The organism is Bradyrhizobium sp. TM102 (genome assembly GCF_009176685.1).
Lineage (GTDB): Bacteria > Pseudomonadota > Alphaproteobacteria > Rhizobiales > Xanthobacteraceae > Bradyrhizobium > Bradyrhizobium ottawaense.
In genome coordinates, this window is sequence record NZ_AP021855.1 from 2,805,180 (window position 1) to 2,820,224 (window position 15,045).

General features: G+C 63.6%; 10 protein-coding genes. 5 read left to right on the forward strand and 5 right to left on the reverse strand.

Annotated features, from left to right (window positions below):
* The first annotated feature begins 111 nt into the window (after positions 1–111).
* A complete protein-coding gene (locus GDN70_RS13230; RefSeq protein WP_152102629.1) occupies positions 112–2,202 on the forward strand; it encodes a molybdopterin oxidoreductase family protein in 2,091 nt (696 codons plus the stop codon).
* On the opposite strand, the gene GDN70_RS13235 is transcribed toward GDN70_RS13230, so the two are convergent.
* Positions 2,199–3,590: a caspase family protein gene (locus tag GDN70_RS13235; protein WP_173015799.1), complete on the reverse strand. Its 1,392-nt coding sequence runs from the start codon at positions 3,588–3,590 to the stop codon at positions 2,199–2,201. The two genes, GDN70_RS13230 and GDN70_RS13235, sit on opposite strands and share 4 nt — an antisense overlap.
* Positions 3,591–3,758: 168 nt before the next feature.
* Here GDN70_RS13235 and GDN70_RS13240 point away from each other — a divergent pair, with 168 nt between their 5' ends.
* On the forward strand, positions 3,759–4,541 hold the full coding sequence (locus tag GDN70_RS13240) for an enoyl-CoA hydratase/isomerase family protein (protein ID WP_038971950.1): 783 nt from the start codon (positions 3,759–3,761) through the stop codon (positions 4,539–4,541).
* Between the two features lie 1,023 nt (positions 4,542–5,564).
* On the opposite strand, the gene GDN70_RS13250 is transcribed toward GDN70_RS13240, so the two are convergent.
* On the reverse strand, positions 5,565–5,993 hold the full coding sequence (locus tag GDN70_RS13250; RefSeq protein ID WP_018319272.1) for a heme-binding protein: 429 nt from the start codon (positions 5,991–5,993) through the stop codon (positions 5,565–5,567).
* Complete coding sequence (locus GDN70_RS13255) at positions 5,986–8,994, reverse strand: FAD-binding and (Fe-S)-binding domain-containing protein (protein ID WP_173015800.1); 3,009 nt, start codon at positions 8,992–8,994, stop codon at positions 5,986–5,988. The genes GDN70_RS13250 and GDN70_RS13255 overlap by 8 nt, the downstream gene beginning before the upstream one ends.
* A gap of 206 nt (positions 8,995–9,200) precedes the next feature.
* Here GDN70_RS13255 and GDN70_RS13260 point away from each other — a divergent pair, with 206 nt between their 5' ends.
* Positions 9,201–10,400, forward strand: a complete 1,200-nt coding sequence (locus GDN70_RS13260) for an alanine--glyoxylate aminotransferase family protein (RefSeq protein WP_028142551.1) — start codon at positions 9,201–9,203, stop codon at positions 10,398–10,400.
* 47 nt (positions 10,401–10,447) lie between these two features.
* The gene (locus GDN70_RS13265) at positions 10,448–11,245 is read left to right on the forward strand and encodes an enoyl-CoA hydratase/isomerase family protein (protein WP_152102630.1); all 798 of its coding nucleotides are present in this window, start codon (positions 10,448–10,450) and stop codon (positions 11,243–11,245) included.
* 757 nt (positions 11,246–12,002) lie between these two features.
* On the opposite strand, the gene GDN70_RS35800 is transcribed toward GDN70_RS13265, so the two are convergent.
* Both GDN70_RS35800 and GDN70_RS13275 read right to left on the reverse strand, forming a co-directional pair.
* The gene (locus GDN70_RS35800) at positions 12,003–12,428 is read right to left on the reverse strand and encodes a hypothetical protein (RefSeq protein WP_152102631.1); all 426 of its coding nucleotides are present in this window, start codon (positions 12,426–12,428) and stop codon (positions 12,003–12,005) included.
* Between the two features lie 47 nt (positions 12,429–12,475).
* Positions 12,476–13,753: an adenylate/guanylate cyclase domain-containing protein gene (locus GDN70_RS13275; protein WP_371731563.1), complete on the reverse strand. Its 1,278-nt coding sequence runs from the start codon at positions 13,751–13,753 to the stop codon at positions 12,476–12,478.
* A gap of 462 nt (positions 13,754–14,215) precedes the next feature.
* Between GDN70_RS13275 and GDN70_RS13280 the strand changes: the two genes are divergently transcribed.
* Positions 14,216–14,629 (forward strand): cupin domain-containing protein, encoded by a 414-nt coding sequence (locus GDN70_RS13280; RefSeq protein ID WP_152102633.1) that lies wholly within the window; start codon positions 14,216–14,218, stop codon positions 14,627–14,629.
* Positions 14,630–15,045: the final 416 nt, after the last annotated feature.

Genomic DNA, 15,045 nt, shown 5'->3' on the forward strand with positions numbered 1-15,045 from the left:
CCTTCGCGGCTGCAGCAGGAACCCGCGGCGCGCGCGCCTTGAGCAAATCGCATGGGCCGTGCCGGATAAATGCGCTCGGCTGGCTGGTATTTTGGTGTTACGAACTGGGCCATGAACCAGCACGCCAAAATCGAAATCCGCCATTCGACCTGTCCGCATGATTGCCCCTCGGCCTGTGCCCTCGATGTCGAGGTGGTCGAAGGCCGCAGCATCGGCCGTGTCCGCGGTTCGAAAAAGCAGACCTACACGGCCGGCGTCGTCTGCGCCAAGGTCGCCCGTTACGCCGAGCGCATCCATCACCCCGAGCGGGTCACGTTTCCGATGCGCCGCATTGGGCCGAAGGGCTCGGGGCAATTCGCGCGCATCTCGTGGGACGAGGCGCTGGACGAGATCGGGCATCGCTTCAATCAAGCCGAACGCGAATTCGGCGCGGAATCGATCTGGCCCTATTACTACGCCGGCACGATGGGCCTCGTGATGCGGGACGGGCTCAACCGTCTCACGCATGTGAAAAAGTATTCGCGCTTTTATCAGACCATCTGCGCCAATGTTGCGCGCATCGGATTCGCGATCGGCACCGGCAAGATCGCCGGCGTCGATCCGCGCGAGATGGCGCTGTCCGACCTCGTCGTGATCTGGGGCACCAATCCCGTCAACACCCAGGTCAACGTGATGACGCACGCCTCCCGTGCGCGCAAGGAGCGCGGCGCGAAAATTGCGGCGGTCGACATCTACGACAACGAGACCATGAAGCAGGCCGACATCAAGATCATCCTGCGGCCCGGCACCGACGGCGCCTTTGCCTGCGGCGTGATGCATGTCCTGTTCCGTGACGGTTACGCCGACCGCGCCTATCTGGACAAATACACCGACTGCCCCGCCGAGCTCGAAGCGCATCTGGAGACGCGCACGCCGGAATGGGCGTCCGCGATTTGCGGCGTTCCGGTGGCGGAAATCGAAGCCTTCGCGAAAGCGGTTGGCGAGACCAAGCGCACCTTCTTCCGCTTTGGCTACGGCTTTACGCGCAGTCGCAATGGTGCCACGCAGATGCACGCGGCAAATTGCATTCCCGCGGTGACCGGCGCCTGGCAGTATGAGGGCGGCGGCGCCTTCTTCAACAATTACGCGCTGTGGCATTTCAATGAATCCATCATCGAGGGCCACGACGCCATCGACCCGAGCATCCGTGCGCTCGACCAGTCCAAGATCGGCCGCATCCTCACCGGCGATGCCGAGGCCCTGCGCGGCAAGGGGCCGGTCAAGGCGATGCTGATCCAGAACACCAATCCGATGACGGTGGCGCCGGAGCAGGCGCTGGTCCGGCAGGGCTTTGCGCGCGAGGATCTGTTCGTCGCGGTGCACGAGCAGTTCATGACCGAGACGGCGAAGATGGCGGACATCGTGCTGCCGGCGACCATGTTCATGGAGCATGACGATCTCTATTACGGCGGCGGCCATCAGCACATCTCGGTCGGACCGAAGCTGATCGACCCGCCCGGCGAATGCCGCTCCAACCACGAGGTCCTGCAAGGGCTGGCGCCGCGGCTCGGCGCAAAACATCAGGGCTTCGAGATGACGCCGCGCGAGCTGATCGACGCGACCTTGAAGCTCAGCAACCACGGCGACATCGGCGGTCTCGAAGCGGACCTCTGGCGCGACCTGCAACCGGACTTCCGCACCTCGCATTATCTCGACGGCTTTGCCCATGCGGACGGGAAATTCCACTTCAGGGCCGATTGGGCGCATCCGCCGTTCGGCGTGACCATGGGCGATTTCGACAAGATGCCGTCGCTGCCGGACCATTGGGCGGTGATCGAGCACACCGACCAGACCCATCCGTTCCGGCTCGCGACCAGCCCCTCGCGCAGCTTCCTCAACACCACCTTCAACGAGACGCCGTCCTCGCAGGCACGCGAGGGCAAGGCGAGCGTGATGATCCATCCCCTGGATGCCGCCGCGCTCGACATCGCCGACGGCGATGCGGTGACGCTCGGCAATCCCCGCGGCGAGACCACGCTGGTGGCGACGCTGTTCGACGGCGTGCGGCGCGGCGTGCTGATCGCGGAGTCCGTTCATCCCAACAAGAACCATATCGGCGGCCGCGGCATCAACATGCTGACCGGCGCCGAGGCCGTGGCGCCGATCGGCGGGGCCGCGTTCCACGACAACAAGGTCTGGATCAGGAAAGCCGCTCCCGTCTAAGGAGTGCATTCCGTGACGCCGTATCCTGCGAACTCCTTCGCAATGTTCGGGTTCATGGACTTTGCCTGCGCGATATCGGTGGCGCCGTCACCGCCGCTCCTGCGGGTGGCGATGCCGCGGCCGAACAGCGACGATGACGAGCGCGGGTTGCGCTGGATCGCGTCGGTGTAGTCCTTGATCGCCTCAGCGGTCCGGCCGAGCTTGAGGTTGACGAGCCCGCGGCTGTCGAGTGCATCGCTCAATCCAGGATCGACCTGGAGCGCCAGATTGCAGTCGGCGAGCGCGCCCTGCAGATCGCCGGTCGCGGCGCGCGTCCAGCAGCGATTGTTGAGCGCCTCGCCATCCCCGGGATTCCTGCGGATCACGACGTCGAAATCCTGCATGGCGAGCGCGTAGGCGCGCTTGATCGCGTAGACTTGGCCGCGCTTGTAACGCGAGGCGACGTCATTGGGATTCGCCGCGATCTTGCGGCTGAGATCGGCGATGACGGGATCCCTGGCGAGATCGTCCGCGCTCGGGAGCGGCTCTGCCTGCGGCGCCTCGCAGACCGGTTTCTGCGGCTCGGGTTTCTGAGGCTCCGGCTTGGTCGGGTCGCCGGCCTTGGTGTCGGGCGGCCGCGTCACTGAACCCGCGAACGAGAATTCCGTGGTCAGCGAGGACGACAGCCACGGCACCTGCTCGCGCTTGGTGGCGGCGACGACGCCGTTCTTGGTGTTGGTCAGGGCCTGCTCGGCGCTGATGTTCGGCGCGCGCATCTCGCGCAGCAACTCGGCGACGAACAGGCCATGCTCGGTCTTGCCGCTGGCCGCGACCGCACCGAGCGCGGCGGAGTAGAGCACGAGCGAATTGCTCGGCGCGATCGCCGGCGCAAGGCCCGCCGAATAGCGGCGGAAGCGCCGTTCGAACGGGTTGCGGCGCGAGGCGTCGATCAGCGCGATCTTGATCGCAGCGCCGCGCGTGTTCATCTCGGCGAGGATAGTATCAAGGCTGAAGCCGTCGCGTGCCACATCCGGCTCGGTCCAGATCTGCGCGTCGACCGGAAGCAAATAGGTCTGCCGGTTGGACTGGATGGCAAAACCGTCGAAGAAGATCAGCGCCACCGCGCCGCGTTCGATCCGGGCATAGAACCGATCCAGCACCTGCCGCATGGCGTCGGCCGTGAGATTGTTCTGCCGGTCGACGACGAAGCCGTCGCGCTTCAATTCTTCAGTGACGTCCTGGGTGTCGTTGGCGACCTCGTTCAGCACGAACTCGTTGTCGGGGTATCTTGCGTTGCCGATCACCAGCGCCAGCTTCGCGGCATCAGCCGCGTGGCTTGCGCGGCCTGCGCCCAGCGCGAGCAAGCCTGTCAGCAACAAAATCATCGCGGCGCGCATGAAATGGCTCATCGGTGATCAAAATCTCCAGTCAGGATAGCGGCCGTCACCCGCAATTCAATCGCCGAGCGAATTTGCGCCCACACGCTATGGTGACACGGCGTTGCAGATTGCCCTTGCGCGCGCCGCCCGTCCTGCCGCAAATGGCTGCAAAACGGATGGCAAGGAAGCGAGCGTAGCATGACCGACACCACAGCAATCATCACAGAGAAGCGCGGGCAGGCGTTCTGGATCACCATCAACCGGCCGGAGAAACGTAACGCGCTGAACGGCGAGGTCATCGCCGGCATCACCAAAGGCTATCGCGACGCGCACGACGACAAGGACGTCCGCGTCATCGTGCTGACGGGCGCGGGCGACAAGGCGTTCTGCGCGGGCGCCGATCTGCAGAATTCCGGCGCGGCTTTCGCGATGGATCATTCCAAACCAAATGTCGACTATGCCGATCTGTTACGTTTGTCACAGAACGCCACCAAACCGGCGATTGCGCGGGTCGGCGGCGTCTGCATGGCCGGCGGCATGGGCCTGCTCTGCATGACCGACATGGCGGTCGCGGCCGATCACGTCGTCTTCGGCCTGCCGGAGGTGAAGGTCGGCGTGTTCCCGATGCAGGTGCTGAGCCTGTTGCAGAACATGGCGCCGCCGCGCCTCGTCAACGAATGGGCGCTCACCGGCGAGCCGTTCGATGCCAAGACGGCGCAAGCCGCGGGTCTGCTCAACTACGTCGTGCCCACCGCCGAGCTCGATGCCAAGGTCGACTGGCTGATCGGCCGCATCGTCGACAAATCCCCGACCGCGATCCGCCGCGGCAAATACGCCATGCGCGCCATCGCCTCGATGTCGTTCGACGAGAGCATCGCCTACACTGAAAGCCAGATCGCGCTGCTCGCGATGACCGAGGACGCCAAGGAAGGGTTGAAGGCGTTCAGCGAGAAGCGGAAGCCGGTTTGGACGGGAAGGTGAGGGGGATAAATTGGTGCTCGTGACGGTGCCGCTTTCTCTCTCTCTCTCTCTCGTGTCCCGGACGCGCTGCAACGCTCTTGCGTTCCTGCGCAGAGCCGGGACCCAGGAGGCGGCAAAGTAGGCGGCGAGATGGGCCCCGGCTCTGCAGTGCACCGCCGAAGAGGCGCTGCACTGCGTCCGGGGCACGAGGGTGTTTTCCACCAACCCCGATTAAATTTTCAAACAACAGACACGCCTTCGCCTTCCCGCGGCGCATTTCGCCCGGGGTTTGCTTTCGCTTCACGCCCTGTCCGAGGAAAGGGCGCAGGGAAGGCCGGGCGCCGGCTGGCACCCGCAAGACTCCCGTGCAAGAATGATGCACACGCAAGGCACAGGAGCAGTACAGGGCAGCCCAACATCCGGCCTTCCCTGCGCAGTGGTTTGACGGCTTATGCGTGCTCTCCCCGGAGACGAGTTCTGTCTTGCCTCCGTCACTTCCGCGAAAGTCACGGACGCGCCTCGGTCGAAGCGACGCCGCATTCGCGGGGCTTGACCGTAGCAACGACGGCCAGGACCACACGGTTTTGCCGTACGCAGGCTTCCCGCTCTGCCCCAGGGCGTCTTCGCCCAAGGGCCTGGCAGGCATCGAGCGCCGTTCGTACAACGCGGCTTGCGGGACGCTCACAGGGTTCGGCTCAATCCATCGCCCCGCCCTGCGTCTCACATCCGCGACGGCGCTGCCCAGCGTCCACCGCCGCCCGATCCGCGGTTCGTGACGACGTACGACCGCCCCTTGTCACGGGATCAGGATGGGGCGACAATGCGATAAATCAGAAATTCTGTAAAGGCGAATATTTTGGGATGTGACGGTTGACCGAGCGATGGGTGTTTCGCCCGTCGGGTGGCGCAAGGGCTTGTAGGTGTCGTAGGGTGGATTAGCGTCAGCGTAATCCACCACTGTCTGTCCCGCAGAAGCGGAAGAGGTGGGTTACGCCCTGCGGCCGCGCTTTGCGCGCCCACAGGGCTAACCCACCCTACGAGACCTTACCCCGCGTTGGGCTTCAGCCCGGCCGCCTGGATGCCCGCCACCGCGCAGGCCTCGTCATTGTCGGAGGTGTCGCCGGAGACGCCGACGGCGCCGAGCAGCGTCGCGCCATCCATGATCAGGACGCCGCCGGGGACCGGCACCAGCGCGCCCTTGGCGATGGTGTTCACGGCATCGATGAAAAAGGCCTGCTCCTGGGCGCGCTGGAACAGCGCCCGCGAGCCCATGCCCATGGCGAGCGCGCCATAGGCCTTGCCATGCGCGATCTCGCCGCGCATCAGGCTGGTGCCGTCCTGCGCCGCGGCGAGCTTGAGCACGCCGCGCGCGTCGAGGATGGTGACGACCAGCGGCTTCAGCTTGAGTTCGCCGGCCTTCGCGAAGGCGGCATCGAGGATCTTGCGGGCGGTGTCGAGCGTGAGGTCAGCCATGGCTGGTTTCCTTTGCAGCAGTTGAGGTGGAATTGGTCTCAGTACGATCGAGGCTCATCGCCAGCACGCGCGCGACGTGAAGCGCCTCGCGCCGGGTGCCGTCATGGATCTGGTGGCGGCAGGAGGTGCCGTCGGCGACGACGAGAGTCGTCGGGTCTGCGCGCCGCACGGCGGGCAGCAGCGACAGCTCGGCCATCTCGATCGAGGCATCATAGGTGTCCGCGCCATAGCCGAACGCGCCGGCCATGCCGCAGCAGCTCGATTCGATGGTCTCGACCGCAAGGCCCGGGACGAGCCGCAGCACCTGCTCGACCGGCTTGAAGGCGCCGAAGGATTTTTGATGGCAATGGCCGTGCACGACGGCCTTGTGAGCGATGGTGCCGAGCGGCAGTTGCAGCCGGCCGGCCTCGGCCTCGCGCACCAGAAATTCCTCGAAGGTCAGCGCGTGCGCGCCGACCGCCTTGGCGTCGTTGTCCTTGCGCAGCGAGGCGAGCTCGTCGCGCAGCGTCAACAGGCAGCTCGGCTCGAGGCCGACGATCGGTACGCCGCGCGCCGCAAAGGGCGCAAACGCGGCCACGAGACGATCGAGCTCGACCCTAGCTTCATCGACGAGGCCTGCGGACAGGAAGGTGCGGCCGCAGCAGAGCGGACGGCTGCCGCTGGTGGGCTTCGGCAAGTGAACGCGATAACCGCCGGCCGCGAGCACGCGCAGCGCGGCATCGAGGTTCTCGCGCTCATAGATGCGATTGAAGGTGTCGGCGAACAGCACGACCTCGCGGCCATCAACGGGCCCGACCACGTCAGCCGCCGGCGCAAACACGTCGCTGCGGAAGGCGGGCAGGGCGCGGCGTGCGCTGATGCCGGCAAAGCGTTCGAACAGCTTTCGGAGCAGCGGGCTGCGGTTGCGTAAATTGGCCAGCGGCGCGAAGCGCGCGGCGAGGCCGGCATAGCGCGGCAGATAACCCACCAGGCGGTCGCGCAATGTCAGGCCGTGCGAGGCGGCGCGCGCGGCCAGCACCTCGATCTTCATCTTGGCCATGTCGACGCCGGTCGGGCATTCGTGGCGGCAGGCCTTGCAGGAGACGCAGAGTTTCAGCGTTTCCATCATCTCGTCGGAGGACAACGCATCCGGGCCGAGCTGGCCTGAAATCGCAAGGCGCAGGGTGTTGGCGCGGCCGCGGGTGACGTCCTTCTCGTTGCGCGTGGCGCGGTAGGACGGGCACATCACGCCGCCCTCGAGCTTGCGGCAGGCGCCGTTGTTGTTGCACATCTCGACCGCGCCCTGGAAGCCGCCGCCGGCGCCGGGATAAGCCGACCAGTCGAGCTTGGTCTTCAGCTCGCCGACCCGATAGTCGGGCTTGAAGCGGAACAGCGAGCGGTCGTCCATTCTGGGCGCATCGACAATCTTGCCGGGATTGAGCACGCCATCGGGATCGAAGCGCTGCTTGACCTCGCGGAAGTCGGCGACGAGACGCTCGCCGAACATCGTCTCGTGGAATTCGGAGCGCACCAGGCCGTCGCCATGCTCGCCGGAATGCGAGCCCTTGTACTCGCGCACCAGCGCGAAGGCCTCCTCTGCGATGGCGCGCATCGCCTTGACGTCCTTCTCCAGCTTCAAATTCAACACCGGGCGCACATGCAGGCAGCCCTCGGAGGCGTGCGCATACATCGTGCCGCTGGTGCCGTGCTTGGCGAACACCTCCTTCAGCCGTGCGGTGTAGTCGGCGAGGTGCGGCAGCGGCACGGCGCAATCCTCGACGAAGGAGACCGGCTTGCCCTCCTGCTTCATCGACATCATGACGTTGAGGCCGGCGGCGCGGAAATCGGCGATGCCGCTCTGCAGCGCGGGTTCGGTGATCTCGACCACGCCGCCCCATTTGCGTTTGTCGTTGGTCCAGCCGAAGCCGAGATCGCCCATGAGCTCACCGAGCTGCTTCAGGCGCACGAGGTTGTCCGCCTGGTCTTCTTCGGCGAATTCGACGACCAGCACGGCGTCCGGATCGCCCTTGATCGCGGCAGAGATGATGGGGCGGAACATCGCGATGTCGCGGCCGAGCGCGAGCATGGTGCGGTCGACCAGCTCGACCGCGATCGGCTTCAGCTTGACGAGATGCTGGGCCGCATCCATCGCCTCGTAGAAGCTGCCGAAATGACAAACGCCCAGTGCCTTGTTGCGGATCACGGGCCACAGCTTCAGCTCGACCTTGGTGGTGAAGGCCAGTGTGCCCTCGGAGCCGACCAGGAGGTGCGCCATGTTGTTGCGCGCATTGCGCGGCACCAGCGCATCGAGATTGTAGCCGCCGACGCGGCGCTGCACTTTTGGAAAGCGCGCGGCGATCTCGTCGGCCTCGCGCGTGCCGAGATCGAGCATGTCGCGGAACAGGGCGCGGGCGCTGTTGCCCGCGTCGAGATCGGAGAGATCGCGCGAGACCTCGCCGTAACGGCCGAGCGTGCCGTCGGCAAGCGCGGCCTCCATCGATAGCGTGTTGTCGCGCATCGTGCCGTAGCGGAGTGAGCGTCCGCCGCAGGAATTGTTGCCGGCCATGCCGCCTATGGTGGCGCGCGAGGCCGTGGAGACGTCCACCGGGAACCACAGGCCATGCTTTCTGAGCTGCCGGTTGAGATCGTCGAGGACGATGCCGGGCTCGACCACGCAGGTGCGGCCTTCGACGTCGAGCGAGAGGATGCGGTTCAGGTGTTTCGACAGATCGACCACGATCCCGTCATTGACGGTCTGGCCGCATTGCGAGGTGCCGCCGCCGCGCGGGGTCACCTTGCGCCCCTCATCGCGGGTGATCGCCAGGGCCAGCAGGGCCTCGTCCATGGTCTTGGGCACGACCACGCCGGCCGGCACGATCTGGTAGAACGAGGCGTCGGTGGCGTAGCGGCCACGGCTGAAGCGGTCGAACAGGACATCGCCGGTGATTTCCCGGGCCAGGCGTGCCGCCAGGCCGTCCGTTTGGGCCGATTCCGGTGATTTTCCAGCCACTTCCGCCGCCATGGTCCGCTTTCGCCTGTTCGCCGGCACCGTCTTGCCTCCCGTCACGGCCCTTGGCAAGCGAGCCCTGCTTCTTGTGCATTGACGGACCTCGCCGGGCGAGGGACAAGCCCGGCGAATAGTGATATGCGAGCGGCTCGCGGGAGCTCCGAATTCGGGCCGACCGACGCCAAAGCCGAGACAAGCTTCAAAGACCGGGAAGGACGCCGATGACCGTGCACACTGGAAGGCATTTCTTACAGATTCCAGGACCGACCAACGTGCCCGACCGGGTGCTGCGGGCGATGGACATGCCGACCCTGGACCATCGCGGTCCGGAGTTCGCCGAGCTCGGTTTTGCGGTTCTCGCCTCGATGCAGCGGGTGTTCCGCACCAAGCAGCCCGTGATCATCTTCCCCTCGTCCGGCACCGGCGCCTGGGAAGCGGCGATGGTCAACGTGTTCGCGCCCGGCGACAAGCTCCTGATGTGCGAGACCGGCCAGTTCGCCGTGCTGTGGCGCGGCATCGCCGACAAGTTCAAGTTCGACGTCGACTTCATCCCGAGCGACTGGCGCCACGGCGCCGACCTCGCCGAGATCGAGAAGCGCCTCGTCGCCGACAAGCAGCACGCGATCAAGGCCGTCTGCGTCGTGCACAACGAGACCTCGACCGGCTGCGTGACGCCGCCGCTGGAGGTGCGCAAGCTGCTCGACCGCGTCAAGCATCCGGCGCTGCTGATGGTCGACACCATCTCCGGCCTCGGCTCGATGGAATATGAGCACGACGCCTGGGGTATCGACGTTTCGGTCGCGGGCTCGCAGAAGGGCCTGATGCTGCCGCCCGGCCTCGGCTTCAACGCCGTCTCGGAGAAGGCGCTCGCCGTTGCGAAGGCCAACCCCGGTATGCGCTCCTATTGGGACTGGCAGGAAGTCATCAACTTCAACAAGCTCGGTACCTTCCCCTACACGCCCGCCACCAACCTGCTCTACGGCCTGCGCGAAGCGGTCAAGATGCTGGAAGAGGAGGGGCTGGAGAACGTCTGGAGCCGCCACAAGCGCCACAGCGCGGCGACGCGCGCCGCGATCAAGGTCTGGGGCCTGGAGACGCAGTGCGCCGACCCGGCTGCACACTCGCCGGCGCTGACCGGCGTGCGCGTGCCTGATGGCCACGACGCCGACGCCTTCCGCAAGGTGGTGCTGGAGAACTTCGACATGTCGCTCGGCACCGGCCTGAACAAGGTCAAGGGCAAGGTGTTCCGCATCGGCCATATCGGCCATTTCAACGATCTGATGCTGATGGGCACGCTCGCCGGCGTCGAGATGGGCCTGGATCTGGCAAAGATCCCGCACCGGAGCGGCGGCGTGTTGGCGGCCATGGACGTCCTGAAGGGACGCGACGCGGTGCCGATGTCCAAGGCCCAGGTGGCTTAAAGGCTCAACTGGCCTGAACCGACCTAACCAAAAGAAGAGAGCGCGCGATGAACGCACCGACGACGACGAACGAAGACCTGCTCTACTCCGTCACGGACGGCATCGCGCGGATCACCTTCAACCGCCCGCAGGCGCGCAACGCAATGACCTTCGCCATGTATGATCGCATGGCGGAGATCTGCCAGGAGATCAACGCTGACCGCTCGATCAAGGCGCTGATCCTGACTGGCGCCGGCGACAAGGCCTTCGCCTCCGGCACCGACATTTCCCAGTTCCGTGCGTTCAAGACCGCGCAGGACGCACTCGACTACGAGGCCCGCATCGACCGCGTGCTCGGCACGCTCGAGCAGTGCCGCGTGCCCGTGATCGCGGCGATCGCCGGCGCCTGCACCGGCGGCGGCGCCGGCATCGCGGCCTGCTGCGACCTGCGCATCGGCACCGAGACGACGCGGATGGGCTTTCCGATCGCGCGCACGCTCGGCAACTGCCTGTCGATGTCCAACATCAGCCGCGTCGTGGCGCTGGTCGGACCTGCCCGCACCAAGGATCTGATCTTAAGGGCGCGCCTCGTCGAGGCGCCGGAGGCCCTCGCGCTTGGCCTGCTCAACGAGGTCGTGCCTGACGTCGAGACGCTGCAGCGCCGCGCCGACGAGACTGCAAAGCTGGTCGCCAGCCACGCGCCGCTCACGCTGGAAGCGACCAAGGAAGCGGTACGCCGCATCCGCCGCACGCTGTCGCGCGAAGAGGGCGAGGACCTGATCCTGAAAGCCTATATGAGCGAAGATTTCCGCGAAGGCATGGATGCCTTCCTCAACAAGCGCACGCCGAACTGGAAGGGCAAGTAGCTCGCGTCCTTGGCCGGCTGCGCCATATTAGGGCGTGTACGCATAAAGGCGCAGACGTCGGCTTTGAGATTTAAGCAGAAATTTTCTGCTCAATCAGAGCATTGCCGGTTTTGACCCGGAAGCGGACTTGGCGGTCTTGCCGTAGACCGCTAATATTTTTGAGGGTCACTTGCGGAACTGCACGGCATGGCGCGAAATGTAGATCAACTCGAACTTGTGGCGCTCCATCGAAAGGGCTGCGACGATCCTGCAAAACGCGAGAGGCGCACCTTTGATTTTGTCGTAAACGGAGCGTCCCTCTTCGAAGCCACGGGCGCGTCTCTTTCCGACATGTGTGGGTGCATTTCGGACCCCCGTTTCGAGCCTGAGTTGGCTGGCCGTATGAACGTCAAGTCGGTGACTATGCTGACGTCAGACTTGCGCATGGGAGTTGGTAACCGAGCGGTGTTGTTTGAATGTCCCGAATGTGGCGACTTCGCTTGCGGAGCCATCACCGTCTTTGTATCTCGTGACGGAAATTCGGTGAGGTGGTCTGACTTTGCATACGAAAACGGTTTCGAGCCACAGACCCCACGTACCGGCTTGGGTCCGTTTGCGTTTGATTGGGCCGCATATCTCGCGGCATTCTCCGGTGCGCACGCGTGGTAAGTCAGCTTATGGCCCAAAACTGACGTTCGTCGATGTGGTCGAAAGTCCGCAAGTAACCCAAAGCGGACCTCATACTCTAGCTGACTTGGAAGTCGGTCGATCGCCGCTATTATCCTTCCGGTACTCCGGCAATGTGCAATCCTTTAATGAAGCGCTTGATGCCGGTGACGAACGCCGCCTCGCCGATCACTGGAGCGCTTTTGACGCGGCGGATGGTAAACCCTGGATCAAGCGCTAGTCCTGCTTTCGCTGCGACTTGCGCCTCGTCTAACCTCCCGAGAAGCGCGAGCGCTGCAGCGTATCCGAAATGCAGCAGGGGATAATTTCGATTGGCCTCGATTCCTCGAGCAAACCAGACGGCTGCCTCAGCATCGGCAGCGATCAGCAGCTTGGAAAAGCCGGCCGTATTCATCCACCGGAACGAGGAGGTATCGCGAGGAGAGAGCCGCAGGGCTTCATTGATGTGGGCCTCGGTATCTGCAGCGCAACCCATGTAATTCTTCGCAACGCCCAGCATCTCGTAAGCGTCAGCCAAGTTTGGATCCAGCGCCAAGGCTCGCTCGCACTCAGCTATACCTTGGGTTACGCGATTGGTGCAGATGAGGCAATGGCCAAAGTGAAATGAGCCCAGGCATGGTCAGGCGCAAGGCGCAGCGCCCTCAGCACTTTTGTCTCTGCTGCTGCCAAATGTTCGTCGGGACGGTCGGTTAGAAACAACACTCCAAGTGCGGCCTCGACCGTCGCCGTCCTGCTCAAGGCATCGATATGATCAGGATCAATCGCCAGGGCTTGTTCGAAAAAACAACGAGCTTCGGCCAGATATTCGGGTGTCAATCCCTTGTTTAAGGAATAGCGGCCCTGGAAATAGAGATCGGCCGCATCGGGATTCAACCTTGTTGCCGCGCGACGCGACTCTGCGGCAACGAATTGGACGTCGAGAGTCCGGGCAAGTCTGGCCACGATCTCGTCTTGCATTTCCAGCAGGTCGGCGACGGGTTTGTCGAAACGCTCGGCCCACAAATAGCCGGCACTTTCCGCATCGGTCAGTTGCACATTGACCCGGAGGCGGCTTCCACCACGCTGGACCGACCCCTGGAGCACGTAGCGGATGTTGAGTTCGCGACCGATCTGTTTGAGATCGACTGACTTGCCCTTGTAAGTGAACGCGGTGTGCCGACCGATAACCAAGGAGCCGCTGATGCGCGAGAGGTCTGTGGTCAGACTCCCGGTGACGCCATCGACGAAGTAGTCTTGCGCGGGATCACCGCTGAGATTAGCGAAAGGCAGTACAACGATCGAAAGACGGGGTGGCAAAAGCGCAACCGGCTTTGCCCGCTCAGCCCGTCCGAGCGCCTGTCTATCCCGGGCCGGGGCGAAGGCCCGGACAGGCCGGGCGATATTTTTGAGGGTGAGCTCGCCAAGATCGACGAACTCAATGCCGACCTTACCTCTGACTTGATCGTGGACAGCGGAGGATATGCAGATGCTGCCTGAATCGGCGATGCCCTCGAGCCGAGCCGCGATGTTAACGCCGTCGCCAAAGATGTCGTGTGGCTCGACGATCACGTCGCCAATGTTGACGCCTGCGCGAAAGGCAATACGTCTGTGTTCCTCCTCGTTTTTTGTAAGTTCGTTGATGCGCATTTGGAACTGCACAGCGGCTCGAACCGCCTCAACTGAGCTTGTAAACTCCGCCAAGAACCCATCGCCGGTGTTCTTCACGACACGTCCGCCGTGTTCGGCAATCGCTGGTAAGACAACATGCGCTAGGAGGGCCGTTACCTTGGCGTGCGTAGCCTCTTCGTCATTGTGCATGAGCCGCGAATAGCCAGCGACGTCAGCAACCAATATCGCTGCCAACCTGCGCTCCATCGGGGCGGGGCGATCCTGTACCATAGCACTGGGCCTCGGGGACGCGACTATACGACAGAACGGCCAAAATGCCTACTCAGACGATGTCGGCTTGTGGCCCATCTGCGAAGTTGCGCCGCGTCTAATGGAGGTCCGCTCATCGCGGCGAACCGGACCAGATTTGCTCGACCTGAGTTCTTCTATTTTGATCCGGACGTGGCGCACACCGTCCTAGCTACGTCCGTTTCCGGCCGGTAGGCCACGCACCGAGGCCGCGGCCAAGTTTTGCCTTCGCGCCCCCGTTGCGGACGAGTCTGGATGGACAAGCGTCTCCTACGGTGTGCCGCTGCGAACGTATAATAGACAAATGAGAGGTTGCTGCGTTCAATTTGCTTGCTGATCAGAGAGCGCCGGCAATTCCAGCGCGAATGCGGGCGTCAACCCGCGCAATTCCAAAGGGAGGACAACGAAATGCGTCAATCGCTGACGTTACGCGCTGCCATTGCGTTAGCTTTAACAGCTTCCGCCCACATCGCATTCGCGGAAGATGCCCCGAAGGACAACCAAGGATACACCACCCCTAAGACCGTCGTCATCGACCTCGGCAAGGAAATTCCAAGTATGGCAGGGTGGCAACTGAGGCTGCGTGTTTTGAACATCGCGCCGGGCGGGCATATTGGGTTGCACAACCACAAGGACCGGCCCGCGGTTGTCTATTTCCATCAAGGGACGGATGCCGTCACAAACGAAGACGGCAGTTCAAAAACATTCCACCCAGGCGACACCACGGCTGAGGGTGTCAGTACAGTGCATTGGCATAAAAACACCGGCGATGATGCTGTGGTGATTTATACTGCCGACTTGATCAAAGTACCGGCGAAATAGCCGTAAAAGGGGACGCGGCCAACTTCCGCTTCTGGCCCCCTAGCTGACGTGCGTCGATGCTTGGGCGAAAGTCCGCAAGTGACCCGAAGCCGGACTTCGAGAAGCGGGATCAACAGTCGCTTGCTGCGGAACCGAATTATCTCGACGCCGACCTCTAATGAGAATTTACTGGTCCCACTCGTCACATTTGCCGGTCTTGCTCCAAGGTAAGGGGTAGCCGTAGCATGATCAGAGAACCCCAGTTCGACAGGTATTCGATCCCAACTCGCGTCTGTTTTGCCATTGCGATGGCTGGTAGTGCATTGCTGTTCGCCTTGGCGATCACGAGCCTTTATTTCATGGAATAACACGCTTGGAACCGTGTGCAGCGCGTGATGTTGCAGTCACATGTCTAGAGAGATCGCCATAATACTGTG

Bases quoted from the DNA above. Each gene is read 5' to 3' on its own strand.
- GDN70_RS13265 (WP_152102630.1), top strand. From the start codon at position 10,448: ATGAACGCACCGACGACGACGAACGAAGACCTGCTCTACTCCGTCACG.
- GDN70_RS13240 (WP_038971950.1), top strand. From the start codon at position 3,759: ATGACCGACACCACAGCAATCATCACAGAGAAGCGCGGGCAGGCGTTC.
- GDN70_RS13260 (WP_028142551.1), top strand. From the start codon at position 9,201: ATGACCGTGCACACTGGAAGGCATTTCTTACAGATTCCAGGACCGACC.
- GDN70_RS13250 (WP_018319272.1), bottom strand. From the start codon at position 5,993: ATGGCTGACCTCACGCTCGACACCGCCCGCAAGATCCTCGATGCCGCC.
- GDN70_RS13235 (WP_173015799.1), bottom strand. From the start codon at position 3,590: ATGAGCCATTTCATGCGCGCCGCGATGATTTTGTTGCTGACAGGCTTG.
- GDN70_RS13280 (WP_152102633.1), top strand. From the start codon at position 14,216: ATGCGTCAATCGCTGACGTTACGCGCTGCCATTGCGTTAGCTTTAACA.
- GDN70_RS13230 (WP_152102629.1), top strand. From the start codon at position 112: ATGAACCAGCACGCCAAAATCGAAATCCGCCATTCGACCTGTCCGCAT.
- GDN70_RS13255 (WP_173015800.1), bottom strand. From the start codon at position 8,994: ATGGCGGCGGAAGTGGCTGGAAAATCACCGGAATCGGCCCAAACGGAC.